Consider the following 24,377-nt stretch of genomic DNA (forward strand, 5'->3'; position numbering starts at 1 on the left):
AAATTATGGTTTAAGAGTCTCGTTTGTGTACAAATATTTATCCATTAAATAGACAATACTTACCATGGAAGCACTCCCAAGTTCAAGCTCACGTTTATTTACTTTATCGAATGTATCACTTGCTGCATGATGATAATCAAAATAACGTTGACTATCTGGACGATAACCTACCAATGTAATTTCATCATTTTTCAAAGGACTTATATCAGCGCCACTTCCGCCTTTTGTAATATCATGTAAACCATATGGAGCTAATAGTTTTTTCCAACTTTGTAATAAGTGAATGTTTTTATCATTTGCATCAATAGAAAAACCTCTTGGTGTATGTCCGCCAGCATCAGATTCTAAAGCACCAATATGAATTTCTCCATTTACTTTAGCTAAACGCGCATATTCTTTGGCACCACGTAACCCATTTTCTTCATTCATAAAAAAGACAATTCTAATTGTGTTTTTTGGCTTGATATTATTCTTTTTTAATAAGTACGCAACTTCTAAGGATTGTACAATACCTGTTCCATCATCATGAGCGCCATCACCTAAATCCCAAGAATCTAAATGTCCGCCAATCACCATAATTTTATCTGGATTTTCACTTCCTTTAATTTCGCCAACTACATTATGAGAAGGTGCATCTGGTAATGTTTTACAACTTTGTTTTAAATAAAATTTTAACCTTGGATTTTCTTTTAAATGTTTGCTTAAATTTTCTGCAGCTCTAGAGCTAATTGCTGCTGAAGGAATATATTCTGATGTTGGAATATCTCCATACCCCATAGAACCTGTATGTGGATAATCATCAATGCCGTTTGTCATTGATCTAACAATAATTGCTTTCGCTCCAAATTTACCAACGGTTGACGCACCAGCAAATCGTTGCCCAACACAACCACCATACGCTTTAAAAGTGTTTATTAAGGTGTTGTCAAATCGACCATTAAAAAAGACAATTTTTCCGTTGGCTTTTTCACCTAATAGTTCGGCTTCTTCGATGCTTTTTACTTCAATAACTTCTGCTGTAATTCCGTTTGAAGGTGTTGCAATAGATCCACCTAAAGCACAAACAGGTACATGTATCTTTTTGCCTTTAAAAGAATAATTAGCAACTTCTTTTTCGCCACGTACCCAATGCGGAACCATAACGGGTTGTAACCAAACTGAGTCTAAACCAATCTCATTCATTAGTTTTTCTCCCCATACAACAGCTTTTGCAGCACCTTCAGAACCAGATAATCTACTTCCAACATTTGTTGTTAGGTCTTCTAACCAATCGTAGGCTTTACCTTCTTTTAAAGCCGTATTGAAAAAGTGTTTAATGTTTGTTGAGTCTTTTTTCTCTTGTTTAGAAAAGTCTGCAGAATTTAGAGCAGTATCTTTTTGTGTTTGCTTGCAAGAAAAAATTACAAGACTTGCTATAATAAGTAGCGATAGTTTTTTCATTTTGTAGGATTATTTGAATGAGATAAATCTACAAAAATCAAATGAGAAATTTGAAAAAGTAATTTTAGATTATAAAATACTTAAAAACGCTAGCTTTAAAAATCAAACTTATAGGCAACCCCTCCTAAAATTTGAAAACCTTGATTATTAAAGTTCGAGAAACGTTGATATTTATTATCAGAAATGTTATTCATTTTTATAAAAGCAGAAAGTTTATCACTAAAATGATAGCCTCCATTTAAGTTAACATCTACATAAGAAGTTAGCTTTTTTGTGGTAAATGAATTGTTGTTTGCTCCGTTATAATTAATCACACTTCTATCTCCAACGATAAAAGCATCTAGTCCGAAATACCATTTGTAGTTTTTATATCTGGTAAAAAAAGTTCCTTCAAACTCTGGTAAATTCCATGCGGTTGAATTATTGCTTACAGTATATGAATTTACTTTTCCATTAAAACCAACAGTAATTTTCTTGCTTAAGTCGATTTCTATTTCACCAAAAAAACTGAGTGTAATAACATCGTCATACAATACTTTATAAGAGTTTCCGAATTCGTACCCTAAAAGCGACGTAGCATTAAAATTTGTATTTGTCCCATCAGATTTTGAGTTATTTCTTAAAAATAACGCTTTGTCTTGTTCGTTTTTGTAGCTGGCTTTAAAATCAAAACTAGTATGCGTGGAAAGTTTTCCTGCAAATCCACCATTAAAACTATATTTTTCATTGGTTTGTGTGATGAAAAGTGTTGGTGAAACATACGGATTGTCTGCCACTAAATCTTGATATGTATTGGTATGTAAATCGCCATTTGCAGCCACATACACATTTAAGTAATCCTTTACTAATGGATACGAAACATGCACGTCTGGATAGATTAAAAAGTTAGTAGAACTATTTTCTGTATCTAAAGAAAGATAGGTTTTTAGCCCAGCTTTTATAGAAAAATCATTCCAATCTAATAAATAATACGGATTTATACCAGCTGTGAAAATAGTGTATTTGATTTGAGTATTACTGGTATATTCTTTTACAAAATCCCCTTTTAGAAACTCAAGTTTTGTGTTTACATGTATATCATCTAAAAATCGGTTAATTCTTCCTAAAGGAAATTTAAAATTAGGTTTTAACTGAATTAAAAATTCAGAAGAATCATATAAATCTCTAAAAATTCCTAAACTAATTGATGAAGATTGAATATACGAATCGTGTAAAAGAAATTCTGTTGTTACGTTAAACGAATTATAACTTTGCTCTTCGGCAATAGCATTTATGGTTGGTTGTGTAAAAGTATAATTTGGTAAACCATACCAATTGTATTTTTTCTGTTCTGAGTTTAACTGAATTTTAATATCAAAATAACGTTCTTCCTTAAGAAAAAAGAATCCAGCTTCAAAATTTGAAAAACCACTTTGTAAAGGTGTACTTTCAATAGGATTTTCAGAAGAGATATATTTAGCAAACAAGCCAATATCAAAATCGAATTTAGAATTATAATGTAAAAATAGTTCTCCAAAAGGAGTTGTGTTACTTCCAAATCCGCCTGCTAAATAATTTCTGTATAAACGTTCTTTTTTTCCTAAATCGATTCCTTTTAAAACGCCACTTTTAGGAATAAATGTAGAGGCAACCGGCGCAGAAAAAATAGTGTATTCTAAGGCTCTCTTTTTACTGTCTTTATCTAATTTAATGGTAGGCGTTTTTTTTATCTTAAAAGCATCTGATATTTTAGGAGTATACGAAGTAATCACATTAATTACTTCTGTTTTTATAGTGTCTTTAGCCTTTTTTGGAGGTGATTTTTTTTGTGCGTTTACCAAACAAACACCAAAAATAACTAGGTATGTAAAAAGAATTTTTTTCATCAATGTTAATTTTGTGGTGTTACCGAATTATTGGTTTTGGCTTCTTGAGTTTTTATTTTCTTCAACTCGTTATTTGCGTCTAATAAAACATCATCAAATCCTTGCGTATTTTTAATTACGTTTTCTAAAATATACGTTGCTTGATAGGCATCTTTTAGTTTGTAATAATTTTTTGCCATAATAATTAAGCCTTTTAATCCCCAATACTTATAAGAAGAATAATCAGCAGCTATCGTTTGTACAACTTTATTAGAGTCTAGATATTCTTTATTTTGATGTTTAAAAAAGGCATTAAAATACAGGGCTTCCGCTTTTAATTCTCCAGTAGCGTTTCTTTCTATTTCACCATAGTATTCTTCGGCGGTTTGTAAATCTTCAGTTTTAAATGCAGCTCTGGCAATAATAATCTTAGCATCATATTCTAAATTGCTTTCAATTTTATCTTTTACCAATACTTTTTCTGCGTATTCAACTGCTTTTTTAAATTGATTAGATTCGTAATACCCTTTCATTAAATTACTTTCTGCAAACAGAATATTTTGTGGCGAATTTGCTTCAACTTCTAATCGTTCTAACAAAGGAATTGCTTTTTTCCAATCCGCAGCTTCTAGATGAATTTGCGCTAATTTATTTAAAGCTTCTTCTGTAAATTCATTCTGATGTTGAACAATTACATAGCTATAATTCGGAATCGCCTTTTCTTGAAGATTAATTTTATTTAGTAATTCGGCTAAGTAAAAGTTTGTCTTAAGTGCGTGTAAACCATCTGGATAGGATTGTAGATATTTGCTAAAACCTTCAATGGCTTTTTGAGTATTATTCTCCAAAAATTTATTTTCCGCTGCTTGATACGTGATATTATCTAAATCATCATCAGAGACATTTGCAAATTTAATTCCACGAACCCAATTTGCATATTCATCAATATTTCCTGTATCTATATATACATTTTTAGCATTGGTAACCGCTTGCTTTGCTTCTGTAGAATTTGGATACTTTTTTACAGTTTCTTTAAATCGTTCTATCGCTTTACTATTGTTGTTTTCATTATAATATAGTAGCCCCTCTCGTAATAAAATACTTGGATTGTAAGCGCTTTTAGGGTGTTTTTCTAAAACACGTTGATACGCCTTATGTGCTTGTTCATTTTCTTTAATACTAGCATACGTATTTCCTATTTGATACAAGGCATCATCTTTTAAATCTGAAGTTTCAAATTGATTCACTACTGATTTTAACGCGTCAATTTTTTTATCATTTTCACCTAAAAAACCATAACTAATTCCAGTTTGATAAAACGCATAATCTGCACCTGTTCCAATTTCATCAGTAATGTTTTTGTACGCTTTTATAGCATCTCTATATTCTTTTGATGCAAAATAAGAATCGCCTACACGTAATCTAACATCATCTTTTAAAGAATAATCAATTTCTTCTTTACTCAAAAAGTTTTGAAACCATTCAATAGCCTTATCATACTGTTTTAGTTTAAAATAACTATACCCAATATTATAATCGATTTCAGAAAACTCAATGCTATTATTTTTAATTAAAAACTTTTTTAAGATGATAAATTGTGCTGTAGATTCTTTATAATTTTCTAATCTGTAATTAGTTTCTGCTTCCCAAAATTGTGCTTTTTGATAAATAGGTGGTTTTTCTGATTTTTTACTTTTCACAAATAAAGGAAGTGCTTCTTTTAGTTTATTTTCATTAAATAATTGAATTCCTCTGTATAAAGAAACTTCGTTGGTTAATTTTGAATTTTCTTTAGTTTTTTTCTTTGCCAGATAATTTAAAGCACCTTGATAATCTTGTTGATGTAAATAGGAGGTAACCACCAAACCATTAATTTCATTGTAGCTTTTAGACTTAGGATATTGAATTAAATATTCTTGTAAAATTTCTGCAACACTTTTATATGGGTTACCTTCTTCATAACTCAACTTAGCATAATTTAAAGCAGCATCTTCTTTTATTTGTTGATCAAAAGCAAGTTCACTAGCACTTTTAAAAGCATTTAAGGCTTCTGGTTTTCTGTCTAAGTTCAGATAACATTCACCTAAATGATAGTATGCGTTTTGAGAAACACCATCTTTTTCATCAATAATTTTATTGAAATAACTAATGGCAGTTTCAAAATTATCTTGCTTATAATAGGCGTATCCTAAAATATAATAATCAGTATTATTCCATTTACCTCTTTTTCCTTTATAGGTTTTTAAATACGGAATTGCTTCTTTATATTTTTTAAGATTAAAATAACTTTCTCCTACAATTTTAGAAATTTCTGATTTTTCTTTTTTACTTGCTTTTGGTAATAATTTCTCGCCAACATCAATACAACGTTCAAATCTACCTGCTTTAAAACTAATGTCTAATAGGTAATAACTTACTTCACTTTTATAAGATTCGTTATTTGCAATTTCTGTTAATGTCGTTTCTGCAACATCGTAATCTTCTTGTTTGTAAGCAATATATCCATAATAATATCGTGAGTCGTTTCCGTATCGAGCATCATTAATTAAAGGCAAAAATTTATTTCTAGCCAATGATAAATTTCTATTGACCAATAATGCATATCCCATTTTAAAGTTCAACTCTTTTTTGTTTTCATCAGATAAAAAACGATCGTTAACTTTTGTATACCATTTTAGGGCATGGGATGCTCTTTTATTAGAAAAATAATAATTACCAACATTTAAAAAAGCTTTGTCTTTTTTGTTGCTTGTTGGATGATTTTCTACAAAATCTTTAACTTTTTTATCGGCATCAGTTTGATTTAATTTGATAGCGCACATGGCATCATAATAAAATGCATCTGCTTTAATATTACTTGTGCTTTCGCTCTTTTTGGTGACTTTAATAAAATTCTGTTGTGCAGCAGCATATGCTTTGTTGTTGTACAATTTTACTGCGTGATTAAAATCTGCTAATAGGTTTACATCAATTTCAGATTGCTGAGAAGAAACAGAGAATGTTAGTAGAATACTTAAAAAAAAGAAAATTATTTTTTTTGAGGGTTTCATCAAAGAATTTTATTGTTTAAAAAGAATAACGTTCGTTTTTTTGTTTTGTTGGATAGTATTTCTAAAAAAGTTTTTAAAAATATGATTCAAATGTAAGAATTGTTGCTAATTTTAATCGTAAAATGATTATAAATTTATAGGTTTGTAGAAATCAATATTTTATGGAAGATTCGGTTTTACATTTAGATAATGCAGATATTTATCAAAGAGATAATTTAGTATTGTCTAAAGTAAATTTGACTATAAATAAAGGTGATTTTTACTATTTAATTGGTAAAACAGGAAGTGGAAAAAGTAGTTTGATGAAAACACTTTATGGAGATTTACACTTACAGCGCGGATTAGGAAATATTGTTGGTTTTGATTTGAAAAAATTAAAGGAAAAAGAGATTCCGTTTTTAAGAAGAAAAATAGGAATTGTTTTTCAGGATTTTAAATTACTGAGTGATAGAAATGTTTTTGATAATCTTGAGTTTGTTTTAAAAGCAACGGGTTGGAAAGATAAATCAGAAAGAAAAGATAAAATTCATGAAGTGTTAGATAAGGTTGGTATGAAAGAACAATACTACAAAAAAACCTTTGAGCTTTCTGGTGGAGAACAACAACGTGTTGCAATAGCAAGAGCACTTTTAAATGATCCAGAATTAATTCTAGCCGATGAACCTACTGGGAATCTAGATCCAAAAACTTCGTTAGAAGTGATGGAATTACTGAATGAAATAAATAAAAGTGGTAAAACCATTTTTATGGCCACGCACGATTATCAGCTTATCGTAAAATTTAAGCAAAGAACCGTGAAATGTGAAGGTGGAAAACTGTTTGAAGTAGAACAGAAAGCTACGGTTTAAAAATTTCTTTAATCATTTTTTTAGCCGATTCCTCAGGACTAAAGTGAATTAATTTATCTTGACGGTCTTTTATGTCTTCAATTTCAAAATCTTGAGAAAATAACTCTTCTGTAGCCCTTAATATTTCTTTTTTTGAATTAGCCACAACACATAAGTTTTCTAAACCAGTATCATCAATCATTTTACTATTAGCAATAATATGTTTTCCTTGATATAATGTGTTTAGTAGCTTTAACTTTATTCCGGTTTTCTGAAAAGTAAAAAGTGTATTTATATGCGCTTCTTTTAAAAGTTTTTCTAAAGAATCTTGATCAGGAATATCCTTAAAAACAATAGCATCATGTTTTTTTATTTCGGACTCAATTTTCTTATTGATTTTACTACTTGCAATAATAAATTTATATCCTGAATCTTTATAAACTTTAATCAGAAATAATGCTGCTTTAATATTATCAGAAACTCTTAGATCTCCATGAAACAAAATAAAATCTCTTTTTTTTGAATACTTATCTATGGTTTTAGTTTTGTGAAAAGCTGGAATATAGTGACATTTATTACCGTAATTAGAGGTGAAATACCTTTGTTCATAGGGTGAAATAGTAAATATTCCGGTTACCTTATTTATATGTTTTTCAAAACGTTTAAGCTTCCAACCTTCCATAAAGAAAAATATCTTTTTAAAAATATTTGATTCGCTTTTTGCTAATCCATAAAAATAATCATGCTCAATATTATGGGTTCTTATAAAAGTTCTTTCATCAAAAACTTTATTTAATAATGGGTAACAAGTATGTAGTCCTTCAAATAAAACAGGGGCTTTAATTTTAATTAAATTATAAATTAAAGTGTTGTTTTTCCTACTTTTAACCCTAAAAGGAAGCGTTGATAAAATGGAAAGAAAACTATTTTTCCTTTTATAATAAAAAACCTTTTCACAATATTTTTCTAACTCAGTTTGTTTTCTTTTATTGTTGAATAAATATGTGTGTAAATATATAGATACACCTTTTTTATGTAGTTCAATAATTTTGTAAAAAACATCTATTATTCCACCATAATTCGGAGGATACGGAACATCAAAAGAAACAAGGTGAATACTTTTCTTCATTAAGAACAAAAATAGAATTTAAAAATGAATACTTTTATACTTTTAAAATAATTGTGAATTATAATAGAAACAACATAGGTGAGCTAATTTTTAATCAATTAGAGAAAAATAAAGAATCTTTAAAAAAGCAATTTTTAAAGTCGAAAGATACAATTGGTTATTTTTTCTTAGATGATATTTTACCCAAAGAGTTTGCGCAATTAATTCATGAGAAATTTCCTAAAATTGACCAAGCTGTAAAAAAGAAAAATATAAGAGAGTATAAGTATACAGCCTATCAAATGGATAAATACGATTCATTATTAGAAGAAGTTATTTATGCATTTCAAGACGAAAAAGTAATTAAATTGGTTTCAGGAATTTGTGATTTAGAACATGTCTATGGAGATGAGTTTCTTTATGCTGGCGGATTATCTTTAATGAAAAGAGATAGTTTTTTGAATCCACACTTGGATAATTCACATGATAAAGACAGAAATAGATGGCGTGTTTTAAACCTGTTATATTATGTAACTCCAGATTGGGAGCTTGAAAACGGTGGAAATTTAGAAGTTTGGCCTAACGGATTAAAAAATAAGCAAATCACCATAGAAAGTAAATTTAATAGGTTGGTGGTAATGGCTACACACCAAAATTCATGGCACTCTGTAAGTAAAGTTGTTAAAGATGATGTTAGATGTTGTGTGTCTAATTATTATTTTTCTGATACCGCTTTATTAGTTTCGGATGAATTTCATATTACTACATTTAGAGGAAGATCTTCAGAAAAAATAAAAGATATAATCTTGCAAATTGACAATTCTGTGCGTTCTAGTTTACGAAAATTATTTAAAAAAGGAGTACGAGAAAATCCACACCAATACAAAAAGTAATTAATGTAAGTTGTTAAAAATAGAAAGCAATTGTTTTTCCTGTTTTTCCCAAACCAATGCTTTTTTTGCTGTACATAATTCTTTTGAAAAATCCTTATCTAATAACGCTTCAATTTGTTTAGCAATAATTTTTGGATCTCTGTTTTTTATAATCCCACCAACATTATAATCTAAGACAACTTGTTTCATTTCTGGAAGATTAGAAACTAAAATTGGAATTTCTGCTTGGATATAATCAAATATTTTATTTGGTAAAGCATATCTATAATTTAAGCCTAAATCTTCTTCAAAACTGATTCCTAAATTTGCTAAAGGTGTTAGTTTTTGAAGTTCTTCTGGAGATAATTTTCCTAAAAGCTTCACATTGTTTTCTAAACTTTCTTTTTTTACTTTCTTTTTTAATTGAATAAAAATATCACCATCACCAATAATAACAAAAATATAATTTGGAAGATATTTCATGGTATCAATCATTAATTCTAAACCTCTTCCCATATTAATTGCACCTTGATAAATAATGACTTTTTCTTCTTTATAATTAAAAGGAAAGTTTCCGGTCTCTGTTTCTTTATAAAGAGGTATGTTTTTTATAACTTTAAATTCTGACTTATAGGTGTCTTTATATATATCGGCTATACTTTTACAAACAGTATAATTATTTTTCAATTTCGGAATGACCCATTTTTCAATTTGAAGCCAAACTTTTTTTACTAAATTCTTGTCTACGAGTTCTGGAACTTCAGAAAATAACTCATGACTGTCAAAGACTATTTTTTTTCTTTGAATTTTACTTACTAAAAAATTCGCTATTAATGAATCGACATCATTAGAAAGTAAAATGTCTTTTTTTGTAAACAGTAAGAAAAAGAAAAGGCGGAAGTTATATTCAGCATAAAAAAGAAAGCTACTATTAAAAAATAAGTTCATTCTTTTAGTACTATATTCTCTAATAATAGGTGAACTATTTTTTAATTCTCTACCAACCAATAATACATCAAAACCATTAGCGTGTAAAGTATTACATACTTTTGCAACACGTTGGTCTGTAGATAAATCGTTTGTTACGGAAACTATAATTTTTTTCAACTAAAAAGGTATTGTTGTGAGCAATATAAAATAAAAAACCCACTCCAAAGTATGAAGTGGGAAAATTGCTATGAAAAAGAAAGATACTCTTTAACAAGTATCTTGGTTCAAAGATACAATAGAATGTAGTTGTAAACCAAAAAAAATAGATAAAAGGTCGATTTTTATAGATGAAAAGAAATCGATTTCGTAAAAAACCCACTTCAATTACTTAAAGTGGGAAAATTGCTATGAAAAATTATGATAACAACTTGTTATTATAATTTAATAGACGCTTGCTTTTAATATAACTTACGTCTATATATAATTTTAACATTTTATTTTGGTAAAATGTATTTTGTGGAGACGCCGAGAATACTTTAGTATAATTTTTGTTTGTCATTTATTCTTTATAAGTTGTTTATTTATAAGGGTTTGTATACTTTTTTTATATCTTAATAATCTTTTTTTATATAATTAGATATAACAAAATTATCAACGATTTTATCAACGTATAAAAATTTGAAAATAATTTAAAAATTATGAAGCATACATTTTATCTGAGAAAACCAAAGGGTGTTAATGAGACTTTAATTTTGTTTTCTTGTTATTTTAAAAATGAAAGAAAACAATTTGTTTATTCCACAAGACAATCAATAATCCCAAAAAATTGGGATTTCCAAAATAATAAACCCAATAATAGGGGAAAGGATGTATCGGTCAACCATATACTCATTTCTCGAGTTCTAAATCAATATGAAGATGAATTTTACTTATTTCAATCTCGATCTGAATTAAGTAAAACGGAGTTTACAAGCCATTCATTAAAACAGTATTTAGATAAATCATTAGGTAATATTTCAGTTAATAAAACTGCATTTTTTGAAGTTTATGATCGATTCACAAATGAAAAGATTAAAAGAAAAGAATGGAAAAAATCTACAATTAAAAGATATAATAATATTAAAAATCTACTTACAGAATTTGAAAAAGTAAAAAGATATAAATTAACTTTCAGTAAGATTGACAATATATTTTATACAGAGTTCATTGATTTTTGTTATGAGTATAAAGATCATTACACAAATACTTTTAATAGAAATATAGGGCTTGTAAAAACTTTTTTGTTTTGGGCTTTAAAAAAAGAATTTATGTTTAATAATAAATTTATTAATTTTAAAAAACCCAAACGAGTTTTAACAAGGGAGGAAGCATTGTCTTTTGAAGATATTAAAAAGCTCTATAATCACGATTGTGATGATTCAAAATTGAATAAAATTAAAGATGTTTTTATTTTTCAGAGTTTAACTGGTATGCGCTTTGGCGAATTAAAACTGATTAATAAAAGAACGGTTAATAGTAGTGATTGTGTAGTATTAAAAGAAGAAAAAGATAGTTCTAAAGATACCAGAGAAATTCCTTTGATTTCTATTTCGAAAGCTATTCTCTTAAAATATGATTACAGACTTCCATTAGTTTCTAATCAAAAACATAATGATTACATAAAAGAGGTTTTAAAAGATGCTGGTTTTGTAAATGAAGTTGAGTATAGCAAAACAAAAGGAGTAGAACAGGAGGTTTTTGTAAAGAAATTCTATGAACGTATTTCTACCCACACAGCAAGAAGAACATTTATTACTATTATGAGAAATAAAGGAATAGCAGATAAAACGATTATGAGTATCAGTGGTCATAAGGATATAAAAACATTTAATATGTATCATCAAGTAAATAATGAGGCTAAAATTGAAGCAGTAAAATCAGTATTTGAAGATTTCTGAGTGAAAACTCTTTAATTTTATGAGCCGTATTTAAGACGGTCAAAAGGTGTTACAACGTGATTGTATAAGATTAGTTGCGTTGATTTAGCACTAAAGTTAGCAAATAAATCACAGATAGAAAGTCCGCGAGGACTTTCGTAAACTGGCTAAAACCAGCAATTAATTTTATACGGTGTTAGCACCAGTTTTTTATTGTTTTAATTCAACTATTTGTTGTTTCGCAAATTCCTTTGCTCTTTCATCTCCGAATTCAGCTGTTTTTTCATAATATTCAATAGCTTTTTTCTTGTCGCCTTTCAGTTTGTAACCTTGAGCAATGTTTCCAAGAACAATATAATCTTTCGGATTTATTTTTTCAGCTCGTAAAAGAGGTTCAATTCCTTTATCATATTCTCCAGTTAGTAAATATGTAATTGATAAATTTGATAAACTCTCAATATGGTTTGGATAAAACTCTAAAACTTTGTTAGCAACATCTCGCATATTTTTTAGTAAATCATCATTTCCAGTATTGTATAGTTGTAACTGATAATTTTGAATGTCTAATAGAAAATCTTTTTCTGTTCCATCAAATTTTTCATTGCTAGTCCAAGTCCAATTATTTTTGTTTTTAGCAGAATATTCAATTGTTTTTAGAATTTCTGATGTGAAATTTTTCCAATCAGGAATTTGTCCAAGTGCATAGATTTTACCAAACCTCATATCAAGTCGATTTGGGTAAAGTTTGATTCCTTTGTCAATTTTATCAAACCCTTTTTTTAATTCGGTTTGATTGTAGTGAATTTGGCTTCCTAAAAATCCAGCATTTTTATTTAAACTATCTTTTAATACAAGACTTTCGCCATTTGTTTGGTCATTCGTCAAAGCCAGAACTTCTTGACGAGATTTCATAAAATGATAATTAAAATAACTCGTAAATAGTTCAGCGTCTTTTGGGTTTTCAGATTGCCATTTTCTCAAAGTTTTCAATTGATTTATTGTGTCATTAGTTTCACAATATTTCTGAAATTCAGATTGATAATTTTGACTAAAGCCAATTTGTGATATTAAAATCACAATTAAAGTTACAAATATCTTTCTCATTAGTTTTTTTTTCAAATTGGTGCTAACGGTTAGTATATGAAAAGTAGGGCAGGTGATAAGCACTTACTTTTGGATTTATACTGAGCCATATTTTTCATTTTATTTTTATCTTTTTCTAAAATACAAATTAAAAATGTGGCGGACTTTGCAAATAAGCACAAGCCTTTGATTTAGCAGTTTCCGCCCTATTTTTTATATACATTGTTAGCCACTGGCTTTATTCCGCAAACTTTCTAGCGTTGGTAAGACATACTCTTTTGCAATTTTTGGCGTAGCGTTGGCTGTAGCGAATTGCGAATGTGTATGGCTTTGAGCGTTGGCTTTTACATCGGTTTAATCATTTTTTCAATAAATTCAATTTCTTCTTTACTCAATTTATATTTTTCATAAAGTTGCTTGTCAATTTCCTCAATGGATTTACTCCAGTCAATGTCAGATTCAGAAGTGAAATTTTGGAGAGGAACAAATTTGTATGTTTTCGATGTTCCGTGTTGGCTTACTTTCGGAATGCTATGCATAAACCTAGTAAACTTAGTAAAACAATAGTTTGTTAGATTTTTAGCTGATTGTTCTTTTAAATCTAAATCAGCTCCTATAACGATATATGTTTCAGTGCTTATTGTATTTGGCTCTCCTACAAATGCATTTAAGTTATCATCATTTAACTCTGTCCCAATATTGTTAGCGTAAGGTGCAAATACTTTGAATTTATCAATCCAATTAGTATTTTTTGTGATTTCCTCTTTATTTAAAAAACCTACTTGTTTCCCTCTACCATAGCACAAAATAGGTGATGTTAGTCCATTCTTTGTAGACCTAAAGATTGTTTTGTTTTTAACAATATTTCCCTCTAGACCAAAAGGTTTTCTTGAAGATATAATGTTTTGAAAAGACTCAAATTTATCATTTGATTTAACCTTTTTGAGTATGTCTACAGCAATACTGTGTCGAATAAGAATGTCAGAGTCTTCTGTTTTTAAATTTCTTAAACTTTGAGTTGGGATTAAATTATCATTATAAGTAAATACTTTCGTTAAGTCTTCACTATTATCAAAACTCTTATCTCTTAAGAAAAAACAAATACCTCCTCTGTTATTTGTATTGGAGAAAATGATATCTGGCTTTAAAAAATCGTGTAGTTCCGAAACACTTTTGTCATTTAACATTTGGTCTCTAAATGTATCTAACCCTTTTCCACCAGCATACCATCTTGTTGGCATAATTATACAGGTGTAGTTAGAATCCAATTGTTTTGCAATATTTACAAAATGGTGATAAATAGGTCTAGCACTAGCTTGTGCACCTCCATCGCTTTCTTGGTATGGTGGATTACCAACAATTACATTAAATTTCATATCGTTGTTGTTAATTTTTATAGTTTCATCTTCAATCAAATCGTTTTCTTTGATTAAATCGTAAGATGTGTAGTTTGATTCTATATTTTTAATTTCTAGTTCAAGTAGTTTGTATACTTTTCTAGTAAATTCGTAAGCAATCTTGGATGTTGGGATTGAGTAAAAATTATTTGCTACCTTTTTTCCGAATTTTTTATATGTGGCATATACAAACTCGCCTTGTTTGGAAGCAATATCAAGTAGTAAAGTAGTTTCTTTTATTGCATCGACAGGTAATGAGTTCATCATTTTATCGGTAACAATTTCGGGTGTAACAATCTCAGAATCCGATAAGCGACTAAATTTCTTCATCGCATTACTTGCTCTTTCAATTGGTGAAATTGTAGTGTCGTTTGCTAAAGAATTTATATTAGAGATTTTATAATCTAATTCGCTTAGTATAAAAGGATTAATGTGCTCTTGAAATAGAACAAGTATGTCTGCTTCAAGATTTAAATGTGTTGCTATACGCAGATTGTTTTCATCGTTAATTATTGCATTGATAATTTCTTGAAGTGATTTAACAGTTGAATCCGTTAAAAAAGAAAAGAAAAGAATTCTTGCATAATACATTGCAAACTTTCCTTTGTAATCTATTTTTTCATCATCTTTTGAAGGTTTTGAATCCTTATCACCTTCATCTGCCTTTTCACTATTATCAGGTTCATCACCAGTATCAATATCGTCACCTTCTCCCTCTGATGGTTCTATTTCTAAACCTTGTCTTGATTTTAAACCACCTTGTTTTTCGATTACAGCTTTTATTGCCTCTATGTCTAACAAAGAAAAATCTATAGAAATTGATGTGGCTTCATCTAAAACACTCCTTTCATTCGAATATTTGCGAACAGCATCTAAAATATCTGTTGGCTCAACTTCAACCATTTTTTTGTTGTTAATGACAACTATTGGTGAAATTTGTAGCTCTCTTTTTATTCTTTCTTCTAATTCGGTATTTCCGTTAGATTCTACATTAACATTATAAATCTGCGACTTTTGTTCCTGCATTTGGAACACTCTATTAGGATTAAAATCAACTAATAAGGTTTGAGGTTTCATATTGTATTTTACAATATCGCCATCAGGTTCTTTATAAACCTTAATAAATTGGCTTTGAAGCCTGAAAATTGCTTGGTCGTACTCTTGTGGTGAGGCTGTATCTTTTAAATAGAGCATAGTATCCCATTCAGGTACTGTACTTCCTGTAAGCATTCTATTTACAGTTAAAGTGATAGTTTTTTTGTTCTCGCTTTCACATTTAATTATTTTAGATTTTACTGACTGTGTGTCTTTGTAAATTTTATCATTTTCTACACCAGAAATATTGATTACTTCGTAAGAACTTAGGTTTTTAAATTCATTCGATTTAATTAATTCCTCTAAAGCATCACAGGAAGCACGATAGGGAAGAACACAAACCATATGACGACACATTTTACCTTCTTTCAACTTATCATAGTCTAAAAAACTTAATAAATTGTCATCTTCATCTTTACCATCAATCACATTAAGTAAATCGATGATTTCTTGCTCATAAATAAACTTTTTATGTAGTTGATTTGTGTTGTCTTTAAGTATGGATTTAGGTTTTAATAATTCAGCGAAAGCATAAGTAATACCTGCTTTTTTAAGTTCTTCCATTCTTTGTCTGGAAGATTTATTTGGGTTAAATGCAAAACGTATCATTTGAGGAAAACCATAATAAGGGTTATCCCATTCTTTTATTTCATCTTTAATTAGGTTTTGCTCATTCCAATTTTCTTGGTCTTCTGCAATATTTGTGAATTGATAAAAAGCGATTATATCGTCATTTGTAAATTCACTATTCATTAAAATTCGATAAGGTGTACCAGATAAATGAATGCGAACCTTTGCGTTTATAGTTTTAGTAGTATCGTCTAATTGGTCTATAGATTCATCATTGAGTTTTTCCTCATTTTTTCGTTCTTTGCTTGAAAAGTCTTTTAAAACCTTACCATATTCTAATGCTCTTGCACCAAAATGTGTCTCGTCAATAAGTAATAAATCAATTTGATTTTCAAATACTTCCTTATGTTTTGTTTTTATATCATCGCCTTGTAAATCTTGAAGTGTTAGAAATAAAGCGATGTTTTCATTTGCCTCAATTTTTTCTTTAATAATAGAATCACTTTGCAAAAGTGAGTTACTGTCTAAAAACGTAAATCCATCAAACTTTTTATGGCTTTCTACAGTTTTTTTCCATTCTTCTCTAACATCAGCTTTTGCCGAAACAATTAAAACAATTTTTGCATTCATTTCTACTGCACAACACATTGAGGTAAATGATTTGCCAAAACGCATTACAGCATACATTAAAAGATTGTTTCTACCTTTGTTTAATGCATTTGTGAACCTTTCAATAGTCTCCTTTTGATTTGGTCTTGGCTCATAAGTTTCAGTTCTATTGTAAGTATGAACTATTGGAATATGACTGTCTTCAAATTTATAGAGCTGATATTTTGTGTCGTTATTTTTATGAGATTCTTTTATATCAATTATAGCATCATCTACGTCCTTTGGTGTAGTATCTTTGAAAAATTCATTTGAATAATATGGCATTGACTCTAAGGAATCAGGCAATAATCTAGACTTTTGAATATCGTTTTCTAAATATTTATGAACTGCAAAATCTCTAAAAAAAGTTTCTTCATCTATCTTTGCTACTTCTTGAAATTTCTTCTCTAGTTCAGGAAAATATTTTCTCCATTCATTAAGTCTTGTTTCTACTGGTCTGTAGGTATCGCCAATTTTTAAATAATTAGGAATTGTTCCAGTTGTGAAAGCGTAAATATGAGGCTCAACTCTTCCGATGATTAATTCCTCAAGTATTTGTATATCTAGTTGATTATTTTCTGCCATTTATTGATTTCTTATTTTCTATTAGGTCAATAAACCTTAGTTTTTTCCCTTTTAAATCTTTGTTTGACCAGTCCATAACTAAACAGTAAATTCCATTATGTTCAAGCATATTGTTGTTAAGACAGCCTTTACAAAATGAATTGTCTGTTTCTTCTTCTCCAAATAGGTTAACTGATTTTGTTTTTATTTCACCACAAGAGAATGGAACAACACCTTTTAAACCATCCATTTGCCAAACATTCCAAGAAATTATATATGCTATCTCTTGAATTGATTTAAGTAAAGGTTCTTTTCTGAATTTATGTTTGTAGTTTTCAATGAAAGTAAATAGCATTGACTCTCTTGCTAATAACAAACTGTCACCTTGCCATTCATAAGCATAAGTATTTTTATAAGCAGACTTTATTGCCTTAAGCCATTCACTAGAATCATCAACATTTTCGTTTATAACTCTTAGTTTTCTATCTAATAAACCAATCCTGCTTTCAATCTTAATGAACTTACCTGTTGTAGTATCGTATCTACTTGTTATGTATGGTGCTTCTCCACAAGAAATTTCAAGTCGAGTATCATTTACATAATCTATCCAAGTCTTATTTTTGGGGAATTCAATTTTTGTTTGGTTAGTTTTCCATTTTTTTTCATCTGGAATTTCTTTATTGAAAACATTTTTTCTTTCGAACCAAGCATTATCTATTAAGTTATTTTGTGCATTACATATCCAAGATGGTGTAAATACTTCAGCCATTTTTTTTACTCTGGAATGTTGTAATATTTGGTCTTTTTGAACCCTTGGCATTATTACATTTCCATTTATACCAGTAATATGCTCAGATTGAATCTGATTACATTCTAAATATTGTTCTCCCAAATGCTCATAATTACTTGTTGCCCAAATAATGTTTTTTTGAGTTGTTTGGTCTCGTAAAAGAATATCCAAAACTTTTGGATATTTTTCTAAGATTTCATTTTCTAATATGTCTATTTCCGTCCTCAATTCAGCTCTTTTATTGGCACTAGTAATTCTTTTGCTTCAACATTTAAGATTTCAGCAATTTTGTATAAATCCTCTAAACTTGGTTGTCTCCTGTTTTGTGCATAAGAGTTAACCATATTGTAACTTTTTTCTAGTTTTTCAGCTAGCCATTTTTGCTTAATTCCTTTTTCGTCTAAAACCTCTTTAATTCGGTTCATAATTGAATTATTTATTTCAGTTTACTAAAGTAAGAAGAATTATTAATTATCTCACTAAATGAGTATTAAAATAATCACTATGTTTGGGTGAGTGTTGGAAAAAGGCAAGCTCTTTTTATTTTGTGAGGCACGAGCAAAATGAAATGTGCTTGACTGTGCGGTTGGCTTTTCAGAGCTTGTGGCTAACGGTCTAGTATAAGAATAGTAGCGAATTTTCACGCATTAACTTTTCGGTTAACACAGACCTTTTTTATATTTACTTACTTTCGGTTTAGCGACTAAACCGCTATTATTTTTATACATTGTTGGCAATAGTTATTTTCCTGATTTCTCTTTTTCAAGTTCTATGACTAATTCAATTGCTTTGTCTTTTTTGTTTTTTAAATCATTTGTTAGTTGGTCTAAAAACTCATCTTTATTTGTTGAATATTCCAATGGATAATCTGCGGAAATTCCCACATTTTCATAGTTTTTGCCTTTTAAATCTTGATAAACTTCGTTAGATAATTCGTATTCCCAACCATTTGGAAGTTCTTTATCTAAAGTCGATGAAAAAATTCCTTCTGTTGTCGAGCCAATTCTTTTGAAATTGGAATTAGCTAAAGATGCTAAAACAAGAATTTCGGAAGCACTTGCTGTTAAATTACTTGTTAGCAAATATACGTTTCCATTAAAATGATTTTTTGACGGAATAATTTTAAACTTTTGAGGATTTGCAAAACCTTTTTCTATTCTTGCTTTTTTTGTGTAAGCCAATTTTTCTTTATCGGAAAAGTGGTTTAAAATGTCAAGTGCAACAGCATCTTTTCCGCCACCATTAAAACGCAAATCCAAAATATAACTTTTTGCTTGTGGTAAGTTTTTAATTATTGAATTCAATATTTTGTTGATTCCGTCAACTTCGTCTTGCCTTTGTAATTCATCTTTTCTATTCTCTGCTTTTTCCCAATATTGACCATAGAAATTTCTTAAATCTAAATCTTTCTCCAAATTATAATCCGCTAACATTAGCATAGAATTGATTTGAATGTAACCTACATTTTTCTTGATAAGTCCGTAACGAACCATTCCTGCATTGTAATTACGTAAACTATCAACATAAAATTCAGCAATTTCTTTGTTGAGATTAAATTCGTCCAATTTAGAATACTTTTCTTCTTGTTCTTTAATTTTATTTTTATACTCGTTTTCAATTTTTTCGGGTACTTCCATTTTGACGTGTCCATCATTTAGAATTGCAATCATTTCCTTAAAAATTGTATAAAGTTCTAAATCTGTGGTGTTCTCGTTTACTTTAGGTTTGTATTTTTTATAGACTTCTTTCCAATTAATGTCTTTAATATCAAAAGATGCGTAATGTTCATTGAATGTATCCCAAAACACTTGAAAGTTAATTTTTGGGTCGTTATTTAATTCGCTCGTAGTTTTACAGAGATTTGGTAATTTCTCTAATCTAGTAAATAGCCAATCATCATTTCCGTGTTGAATTGTTAATGTTTCTTTTGAATAGTTTGTGACTTTTCCAAAATCTAAAATATGTTCTTTAAAAGATAAATTACAATCTTGCTTTGAAATATTATAAACGCTTATAATTGTGTCATTCAATTCGATAATATTTCCATATCCAATTTGTTTCCAAAATCCGTCTGGTTTCGGTTTTTCGTTTGATACTTTTTCATTACACGAACACAGAATAAAAAATAATATAAAGACTGATAAAAATTTAATGTTTTTCATTCTGTTTCTTGGTTTGTTTTAATTATTGCCAACGGTCTTGTGTATGAAACGTAGCGTATAAATAAACACTAACTTTTCGGATTAACACAGAGCCGAATTTTTATATTTTGTTTTTAATTTTTCTCTTTTTAAAAGCCAAATTAAAAATTTGGCGGACTTTTTAAATATACACAAACCTTTCGATTAAGCACTTATTAGCTATGTTTTATACACCGTGTTGTGTACAGTTATTTTTTCATATTGTCAAATGTCAAAACTACTTTCGGTTTTTGAGCATCCATAAACATTTTACTTCTACCAAATAGACAAATTTTTCCAATTTCGTTAAATACGTTGTGTTCTCCGTTTGAGTTAATCAGAACTTCTGCAGTACAAATTCCGTCAAGATGATTTTCGTCAATATATTTCCAATGATTTTCAATTTCGTCTTTAAAAACAATATTAAAAGCAGGTTCATTATATTGAATTGTATAATTTCCGTCATCCATTTCTGTCGGATTAAAATCAGGATGAGCGTTGTAAATCTTATCAAGTATTTCTATAGCAGAAGAGTTAATATCTGAAACTCTTTCCGGAAACATTATTACAGTTCCATTTTCAAAAACAGCAATTTGTATTTTTTTATCGGTGTAATACTTAGATTTTTCTAAAATCAAATTCAAATCGATAGGCAAGTTCGGTTTCCATTTCGGTTTAGGTGGAAAGTCAATTACTTCTTTTTTTTTGTTAAATAGTTTATCAAATATTCCCATTCGTTCGAGTTTGTTTTAATTGTACACAACGTTGTTGTGTATGGTTAGTTGCGTGGTTAAGCAACTAAGTTAACAAACATTTACGAACCCGTGAAAATTCCGCAGGAATTTTCGTAAGTAGGTAAGAACCAAGCAATTAATTATACACGGCTTAAGTTAGCATTTTAATAAAAAGGTTAAATTAAGCAATATAAATTAGAAAGCACAGAAGAGAGGATTAAGGTTATTATATACGGAGAGACTATTGATCTCGTCAACATTGAAAATCCCCTCTCTTTTCTACACAGATTTCGTACAGTTTTATGAGGCTTCAGACCTCGATTTTAAGTCGTTGAAACTTGCGTAGGTTGTCCTTTCGTTAAAACATTTTCTTATGAATAAAGATATTAAATATTTTGGAATAGACATTAGTCATTTAGTATTTGATGTTACAGATTCTTCTGGTAATTACTATCAGTTTAAAAACAATGTAACTGGATTTAAAAAATTTGTAAAACATCTAGATTACAATAGTCATTGTGTAATGGAAGCTACAGGTTATTACCATTACAGGTTGGCTTATTTTTTACAGGAAAACAGTATAAAAGTTTCAGTAGAAAACCCTCTGTCGGTGAAACGCTTTATCCAGATGAAGTTATCAAAAATAAAGACAGATAAAAGCGATTCAAGATTGATTTGTGAGTATGCAAAACAAGTTGAATTAAAGTTATGGCAAGGTAATTCAAAACATCAGTTAGAATGCTTACAAATGACAAGACTTCTTTCTGTGTATACAAAACAGAGTACTATGTTAAAAAACAAAATACATGGAGAAGAAGTTTTGGGCAATCCAAGTAAAGTAGTTACGAGCTCATTAAAAAGTAGTTTGAGACAGGTAACAAAACAAATAGAAAAGGTAGAAGCAGCATTATTAATTTTAGTAAGAAAGCTACATCAAGATGTTTTAACACGCTTAAAAACAATACCTGGAATTGGAAATAAAACAGCGCTAATGCTAGTTGTTTTAACAGATGGATTTGATCGTTTTAAAAGCGGAAGTGAATTGTGTAGTTATGCTGGATTAACTCCTGTAATTAGACAAAGTGGAAGTAGTATAAATGGACGAGCCAGAATAAGTAAAATAGGCAACCAGAAGCTTCGAAATTTATTATTTATGTGCAGTTTTAATGCTTGTAAATACAACAAGGCTTGTAGAGAAATTTATGAACGAATAGTTGCCAAAGGAAAGAGTAAAAAATTAGCATTAATAGCGGTGTGTAATAAACTATTAAAACAAGCATTTGCCATTGCTAAATCAGGATTAATATATGATGATACTTATAGAAGTACTTTAGTGAATATTTAATGAGTTTTTACTTGTTTTTTACCACAGTACTTTGTTAGGCAACGTTTTTTAATTCGGTTAATTTTTCTGATAAAAATTCCGTTATTATATTATTCAATTCCGATTTTTTTATTTTTTCGATAATCTTATATTCAGATTTCTCCGTTTTAAAAATAAGAAATTCTATTTCCAAATATTCCATTTCTCCATTTGAGTAATAAAATATTTCTCCAGCAAAATTATTCGTTTCAAATTTTATTCCTTCGCTAGATGGATAATATATGGATTTACTAAATTTCGCATATTTCAATTCCGAAACTTTATAAATATTATGTTCCTCAAAAGTTTTGGAAATGATTTTCAAGTATTCCATATTTCAAATTTTCAAGTCCTCGATTACTTTTTCTAATTCGATTTTGAAATTTCTCCATTCAGAATATTCTTTATCAGGAATGGTACTAAAATCAATATCTTCTGTTACTTTACTAATCCCAAATTTGTTTTCGTCAAGTTGAATACAGTAAAAATCCTTATTTATCCAAACATCAACCATAAATGCACCAGAGTCAAAAGAATGAATTTCGTGTCGAATTCCTTTATGTTTAATTAATTCCGATATTTTGTCGACGTACTGTTTCATCTAATGTTGCCTAACGGTTTTGTGTATGATTAGTGGCGTGTTTAAGCACCTAATTTAGCAAATAAAAACCGAATAGAAAATCCGCGAGGATTTTCGTAAGTAAGCTTGAACTAGCCATTAATTATACACGTTGTTGTAAGCAGTTTTTTATTTCCGCTTTTAATATTTTGTCAATTTTTTCTAATTCCAAATAATTAATTCGGATTAGTTTATAATTATGTTCAGAAGCGAATTCGTTTTTAATTTCGTCTCTAATTTTCAATGATTTTAATGCTTTTTCTCCTCCCCAAATTGAAATGGGTTCAAAATGTTGAATTCCGTCAAATTCTATTAACGTTTTTAAATTTGGTAAATAAAAATCAAATGGTAGAGTTGTTTTGTGACTACAATCTTTAAATCTCTTTTGGTATTTATATTCAATTCCTTGACTCTCTAAATAAAGCCTTATTTTTCTCTCTCCAGTCGTCTCTTTGCATTTTGGACATCCTTTTCCAGTTGAATAAATATGGTCACTTGGTGTTTGTTTAAAAAATCCGTGAACTTCACATTTAATTTTCACTTTTTGATGTGCGTTTATGTAATTTACTTTATCGTAATTGTAAATTTCTCCGTGTTGTTTAATTGCTCTTTCTATAAATTGCTCTTTTGTCAATCCAGAATTTCCTGTGCATTTCGGACAATTATGACCTTTCAGATGAGCAGAAGCAAATTGAGACCACTTTCCGTGCTCTTTGCAAACAATGGTAATTTTTCTATCTGCTCCTTTGTATTTCGCTAAAGAATAATCATATCTATTTCCGTGAATTTCTTTTGCAATGCTGATAAATTCATCTAATGTTCGAGTAAATAATTCTGAATGTCCATCTAAACCACATTGATAACATCCTTTTTTATCGTTAACGTGATTGTCAGGTGTTTGTCTAAAATCTCCGTGTTTTTTACAAGTGATTATTATTTTGGAAAATGCTCCATTATAATCTAATTCGGATTTTGAATAATTGTATTTTTCTCCGTGAATTTTTATTGCTTGAGTTTTAAACTTTAAAAAAGGTTTTGTTCTTTTAGTCTTCGATTTTTCAATTCCGCAAATCGGACAACCTTGTTTTCTGTTTAAATGTTTGTAAGGTGTTTGAAAAAATGTTCCGTGTTCTGGAATTTTACAAATTATTTCAAGTTTTGAATCAACATTTATATATTCAGATTTCGAATAATCATATTGCTCTCCGTGAATAGCAATTGCCTTTTCAATGAATATGTTTGTCTTTTCGTTCACGGTTTTCTCAAATTGCTTACAACGGTTTTGTGTATGATTAGTGGCGTGTTTAAGCACCTAATTTAGCAAATAAAAACCGAATAGAAAATCCG

18 protein-coding genes are annotated in these 24,377 nt (G+C 29.0%); 4 read left to right on the forward strand and 14 right to left on the reverse strand.

From position 1 onward, the window contains the following. Positions 1-3 precede the first annotated feature (3 nt). The 3 genes from OD91_RS13540 to OD91_RS10865 all read right to left on the reverse strand — a co-directional run bounded on the left by OD91_RS13540 (position 4) and on the right by OD91_RS10865 (position 6,334). A complete protein-coding gene (locus OD91_RS13540) occupies positions 4-1,440 on the reverse strand; it encodes a M20/M25/M40 family metallo-hydrolase (protein WP_186434442.1) in 1,437 nt (478 codons plus the stop codon). A 95-nt stretch (positions 1,441-1,535) separates the two neighbouring features. Then, positions 1,536-3,305: a TonB-dependent receptor gene (locus tag OD91_RS10860; RefSeq protein WP_144896408.1), complete on the reverse strand. Its 1,770-nt coding sequence runs from the start codon at positions 3,303-3,305 to the stop codon at positions 1,536-1,538. A gap of 5 nt (positions 3,306-3,310) precedes the next feature. Further along, positions 3,311-6,334 carry a tetratricopeptide repeat protein gene (locus OD91_RS10865; RefSeq protein ID WP_144896409.1) on the reverse strand — a complete coding sequence of 1,008 codons (3,024 nt, stop codon included), beginning with the start codon at positions 6,332-6,334 and terminating at the stop codon, positions 3,311-3,313. Between the two features lie 161 nt (positions 6,335-6,495). On the opposite strand from OD91_RS10865, the gene OD91_RS10870 reads away from it, so the two are divergent. Further along, positions 6,496-7,182 (forward strand): cell division ATP-binding protein FtsE, encoded by a 687-nt coding sequence (locus OD91_RS10870; protein ID WP_144896410.1) that lies wholly within the window; start codon positions 6,496-6,498, stop codon positions 7,180-7,182. On the opposite strand, the gene OD91_RS13675 is transcribed toward OD91_RS10870, so the two are convergent. Continuing rightward, positions 7,172-8,290 (reverse strand): hypothetical protein, encoded by a 1,119-nt coding sequence (locus OD91_RS13675; RefSeq protein ID WP_144896411.1) that lies wholly within the window; start codon positions 8,288-8,290, stop codon positions 7,172-7,174. The two genes, OD91_RS10870 and OD91_RS13675, sit on opposite strands and share 11 nt — an antisense overlap. A 53-nt stretch (positions 8,291-8,343) precedes the next feature. Between OD91_RS13675 and OD91_RS10880 the strand changes: the two genes are divergently transcribed. Next, positions 8,344-9,162 carry a 2OG-Fe(II) oxygenase gene (locus OD91_RS10880; protein WP_144896412.1) on the forward strand — a complete coding sequence of 273 codons (819 nt, stop codon included), beginning with the start codon at positions 8,344-8,346 and terminating at the stop codon, positions 9,160-9,162. Here OD91_RS10880 and OD91_RS10885 read toward each other — a convergent pair whose 3' ends face one another. Beyond that, a complete protein-coding gene (locus OD91_RS10885) occupies positions 9,163-10,248 on the reverse strand; it encodes a glycosyltransferase (RefSeq protein ID WP_144896413.1) in 1,086 nt (361 codons plus the stop codon). It lies immediately after the preceding gene. A 521-nt stretch (positions 10,249-10,769) separates the two neighbouring features. Here OD91_RS10885 and OD91_RS10890 point away from each other — a divergent pair. Then, the gene (locus tag OD91_RS10890) at positions 10,770-12,008 is read left to right on the forward strand and encodes a tyrosine-type recombinase/integrase (RefSeq protein WP_144896414.1); all 1,239 of its coding nucleotides are present in this window, start codon (positions 10,770-10,772) and stop codon (positions 12,006-12,008) included. A gap of 189 nt (positions 12,009-12,197) precedes the next feature. On the opposite strand, the gene OD91_RS10895 is transcribed toward OD91_RS10890, so the two are convergent. From OD91_RS10895 to OD91_RS10920, 6 genes are all read right to left on the reverse strand, one after another. Beyond that, positions 12,198-13,091, reverse strand: a complete 894-nt coding sequence (locus OD91_RS10895) for a tetratricopeptide repeat protein (protein ID WP_144896415.1) — start codon at positions 13,089-13,091, stop codon at positions 12,198-12,200. A gap of 323 nt (positions 13,092-13,414) precedes the next feature. Continuing rightward, positions 13,415-17,365 (reverse strand): Eco57I restriction-modification methylase domain-containing protein, encoded by a 3,951-nt coding sequence (locus OD91_RS10900; RefSeq protein WP_144896416.1) that lies wholly within the window; start codon positions 17,363-17,365, stop codon positions 13,415-13,417. After that, positions 17,352-18,362, reverse strand: a complete 1,011-nt coding sequence (locus OD91_RS10905; protein WP_144896417.1) for a restriction endonuclease subunit M — start codon at positions 18,360-18,362, stop codon at positions 17,352-17,354. Before OD91_RS10905 ends, OD91_RS10900 begins: the two co-directional genes overlap by 14 nt. After that, complete coding sequence (locus tag OD91_RS10910) at positions 18,359-18,559, reverse strand: helix-turn-helix domain-containing protein (protein WP_144896418.1); 201 nt, start codon at positions 18,557-18,559, stop codon at positions 18,359-18,361. Before OD91_RS10910 ends, OD91_RS10905 begins: the two co-directional genes overlap by 4 nt. A gap of 315 nt (positions 18,560-18,874) precedes the next feature. Continuing rightward, a complete protein-coding gene (locus OD91_RS10915) occupies positions 18,875-20,296 on the reverse strand; it encodes a S41 family peptidase (protein ID WP_144896419.1) in 1,422 nt (473 codons plus the stop codon). A gap of 227 nt (positions 20,297-20,523) precedes the next feature. Continuing rightward, entirely contained in the window at positions 20,524-21,048 is a 525-nt protein-coding gene (locus tag OD91_RS10920) for a hypothetical protein (protein WP_144896420.1), read from the reverse strand. A 373-nt stretch (positions 21,049-21,421) separates the two neighbouring features. On the opposite strand from OD91_RS10920, the gene OD91_RS10925 reads away from it, so the two are divergent. Then, entirely contained in the window at positions 21,422-22,393 is a 972-nt protein-coding gene (locus OD91_RS10925) for an IS110 family transposase (RefSeq protein ID WP_144894406.1), read from the forward strand. 34 nt (positions 22,394-22,427) lie between these two features. On the opposite strand, the gene OD91_RS10930 is transcribed toward OD91_RS10925, so the two are convergent. From OD91_RS10930 to OD91_RS10940, 3 genes are all read right to left on the reverse strand, one after another. Continuing rightward, positions 22,428-22,745: a hypothetical protein gene (locus OD91_RS10930; RefSeq protein WP_144896421.1), complete on the reverse strand. Its 318-nt coding sequence runs from the start codon at positions 22,743-22,745 to the stop codon at positions 22,428-22,430. 3 nt (positions 22,746-22,748) lie between these two features. Next, entirely contained in the window at positions 22,749-23,012 is a 264-nt protein-coding gene (locus tag OD91_RS10935) for a hypothetical protein (RefSeq protein WP_144896422.1), read from the reverse strand. A gap of 121 nt (positions 23,013-23,133) precedes the next feature. After that, positions 23,134-24,285, reverse strand: a complete 1,152-nt coding sequence (locus OD91_RS10940; protein ID WP_144896423.1) for a hypothetical protein — start codon at positions 24,283-24,285, stop codon at positions 23,134-23,136. Between the last annotated feature and the right edge of the window lie 92 nt (positions 24,286-24,377).

The organism is Lutibacter sp. Hel_I_33_5 (assembly GCF_007827455.1).
Classification (GTDB): domain Bacteria; phylum Bacteroidota; class Bacteroidia; order Flavobacteriales; family Flavobacteriaceae; genus Polaribacter.

What these genes read in the sequence shown, in the direction of transcription:
- OD91_RS10890 (WP_144896414.1), top strand. Translation starts at nt 10,770, where the DNA reads ATGAAGCATACATTTTATCTGAGAAAACCAAAGGGTGTTAATGAGACT.
- OD91_RS10865 (WP_144896409.1), bottom strand. Translation starts at nt 6,334, where the DNA reads ATGAAACCCTCAAAAAAAATAATTTTCTTTTTTTTAAGTATTCTACTA.
- OD91_RS10910 (WP_144896418.1), bottom strand. Translation starts at nt 18,559, where the DNA reads ATGAACCGAATTAAAGAGGTTTTAGACGAAAAAGGAATTAAGCAAAAA.
- OD91_RS10895 (WP_144896415.1), bottom strand. Translation starts at nt 13,091, where the DNA reads ATGAGAAAGATATTTGTAACTTTAATTGTGATTTTAATATCACAAATT.
- OD91_RS10920 (WP_144896420.1), bottom strand. Translation starts at nt 21,048, where the DNA reads ATGGGAATATTTGATAAACTATTTAACAAAAAAAAAGAAGTAATTGAC.
- OD91_RS13675 (WP_144896411.1), bottom strand. Translation starts at nt 8,290, where the DNA reads ATGAAGAAAAGTATTCACCTTGTTTCTTTTGATGTTCCGTATCCTCCG.
- OD91_RS10915 (WP_144896419.1), bottom strand. Translation starts at nt 20,296, where the DNA reads ATGAAAAACATTAAATTTTTATCAGTCTTTATATTATTTTTTATTCTG.
- OD91_RS10925 (WP_144894406.1), top strand. Translation starts at nt 21,422, where the DNA reads ATGAATAAAGATATTAAATATTTTGGAATAGACATTAGTCATTTAGTA.
- OD91_RS13540 (WP_186434442.1), bottom strand. Translation starts at nt 1,440, where the DNA reads ATGAAAAAACTATCGCTACTTATTATAGCAAGTCTTGTAATTTTTTCT.
- OD91_RS10930 (WP_144896421.1), bottom strand. Translation starts at nt 22,745, where the DNA reads ATGGAATACTTGAAAATCATTTCCAAAACTTTTGAGGAACATAATATT.
- OD91_RS10870 (WP_144896410.1), top strand. Translation starts at nt 6,496, where the DNA reads ATGGAAGATTCGGTTTTACATTTAGATAATGCAGATATTTATCAAAGA.
- OD91_RS10900 (WP_144896416.1), bottom strand. Translation starts at nt 17,365, where the DNA reads ATGGCAGAAAATAATCAACTAGATATACAAATACTTGAGGAATTAATC.
- OD91_RS10935 (WP_144896422.1), bottom strand. Translation starts at nt 23,012, where the DNA reads ATGAAACAGTACGTCGACAAAATATCGGAATTAATTAAACATAAAGGA.
- OD91_RS10860 (WP_144896408.1), bottom strand. Translation starts at nt 3,305, where the DNA reads ATGAAAAAAATTCTTTTTACATACCTAGTTATTTTTGGTGTTTGTTTG.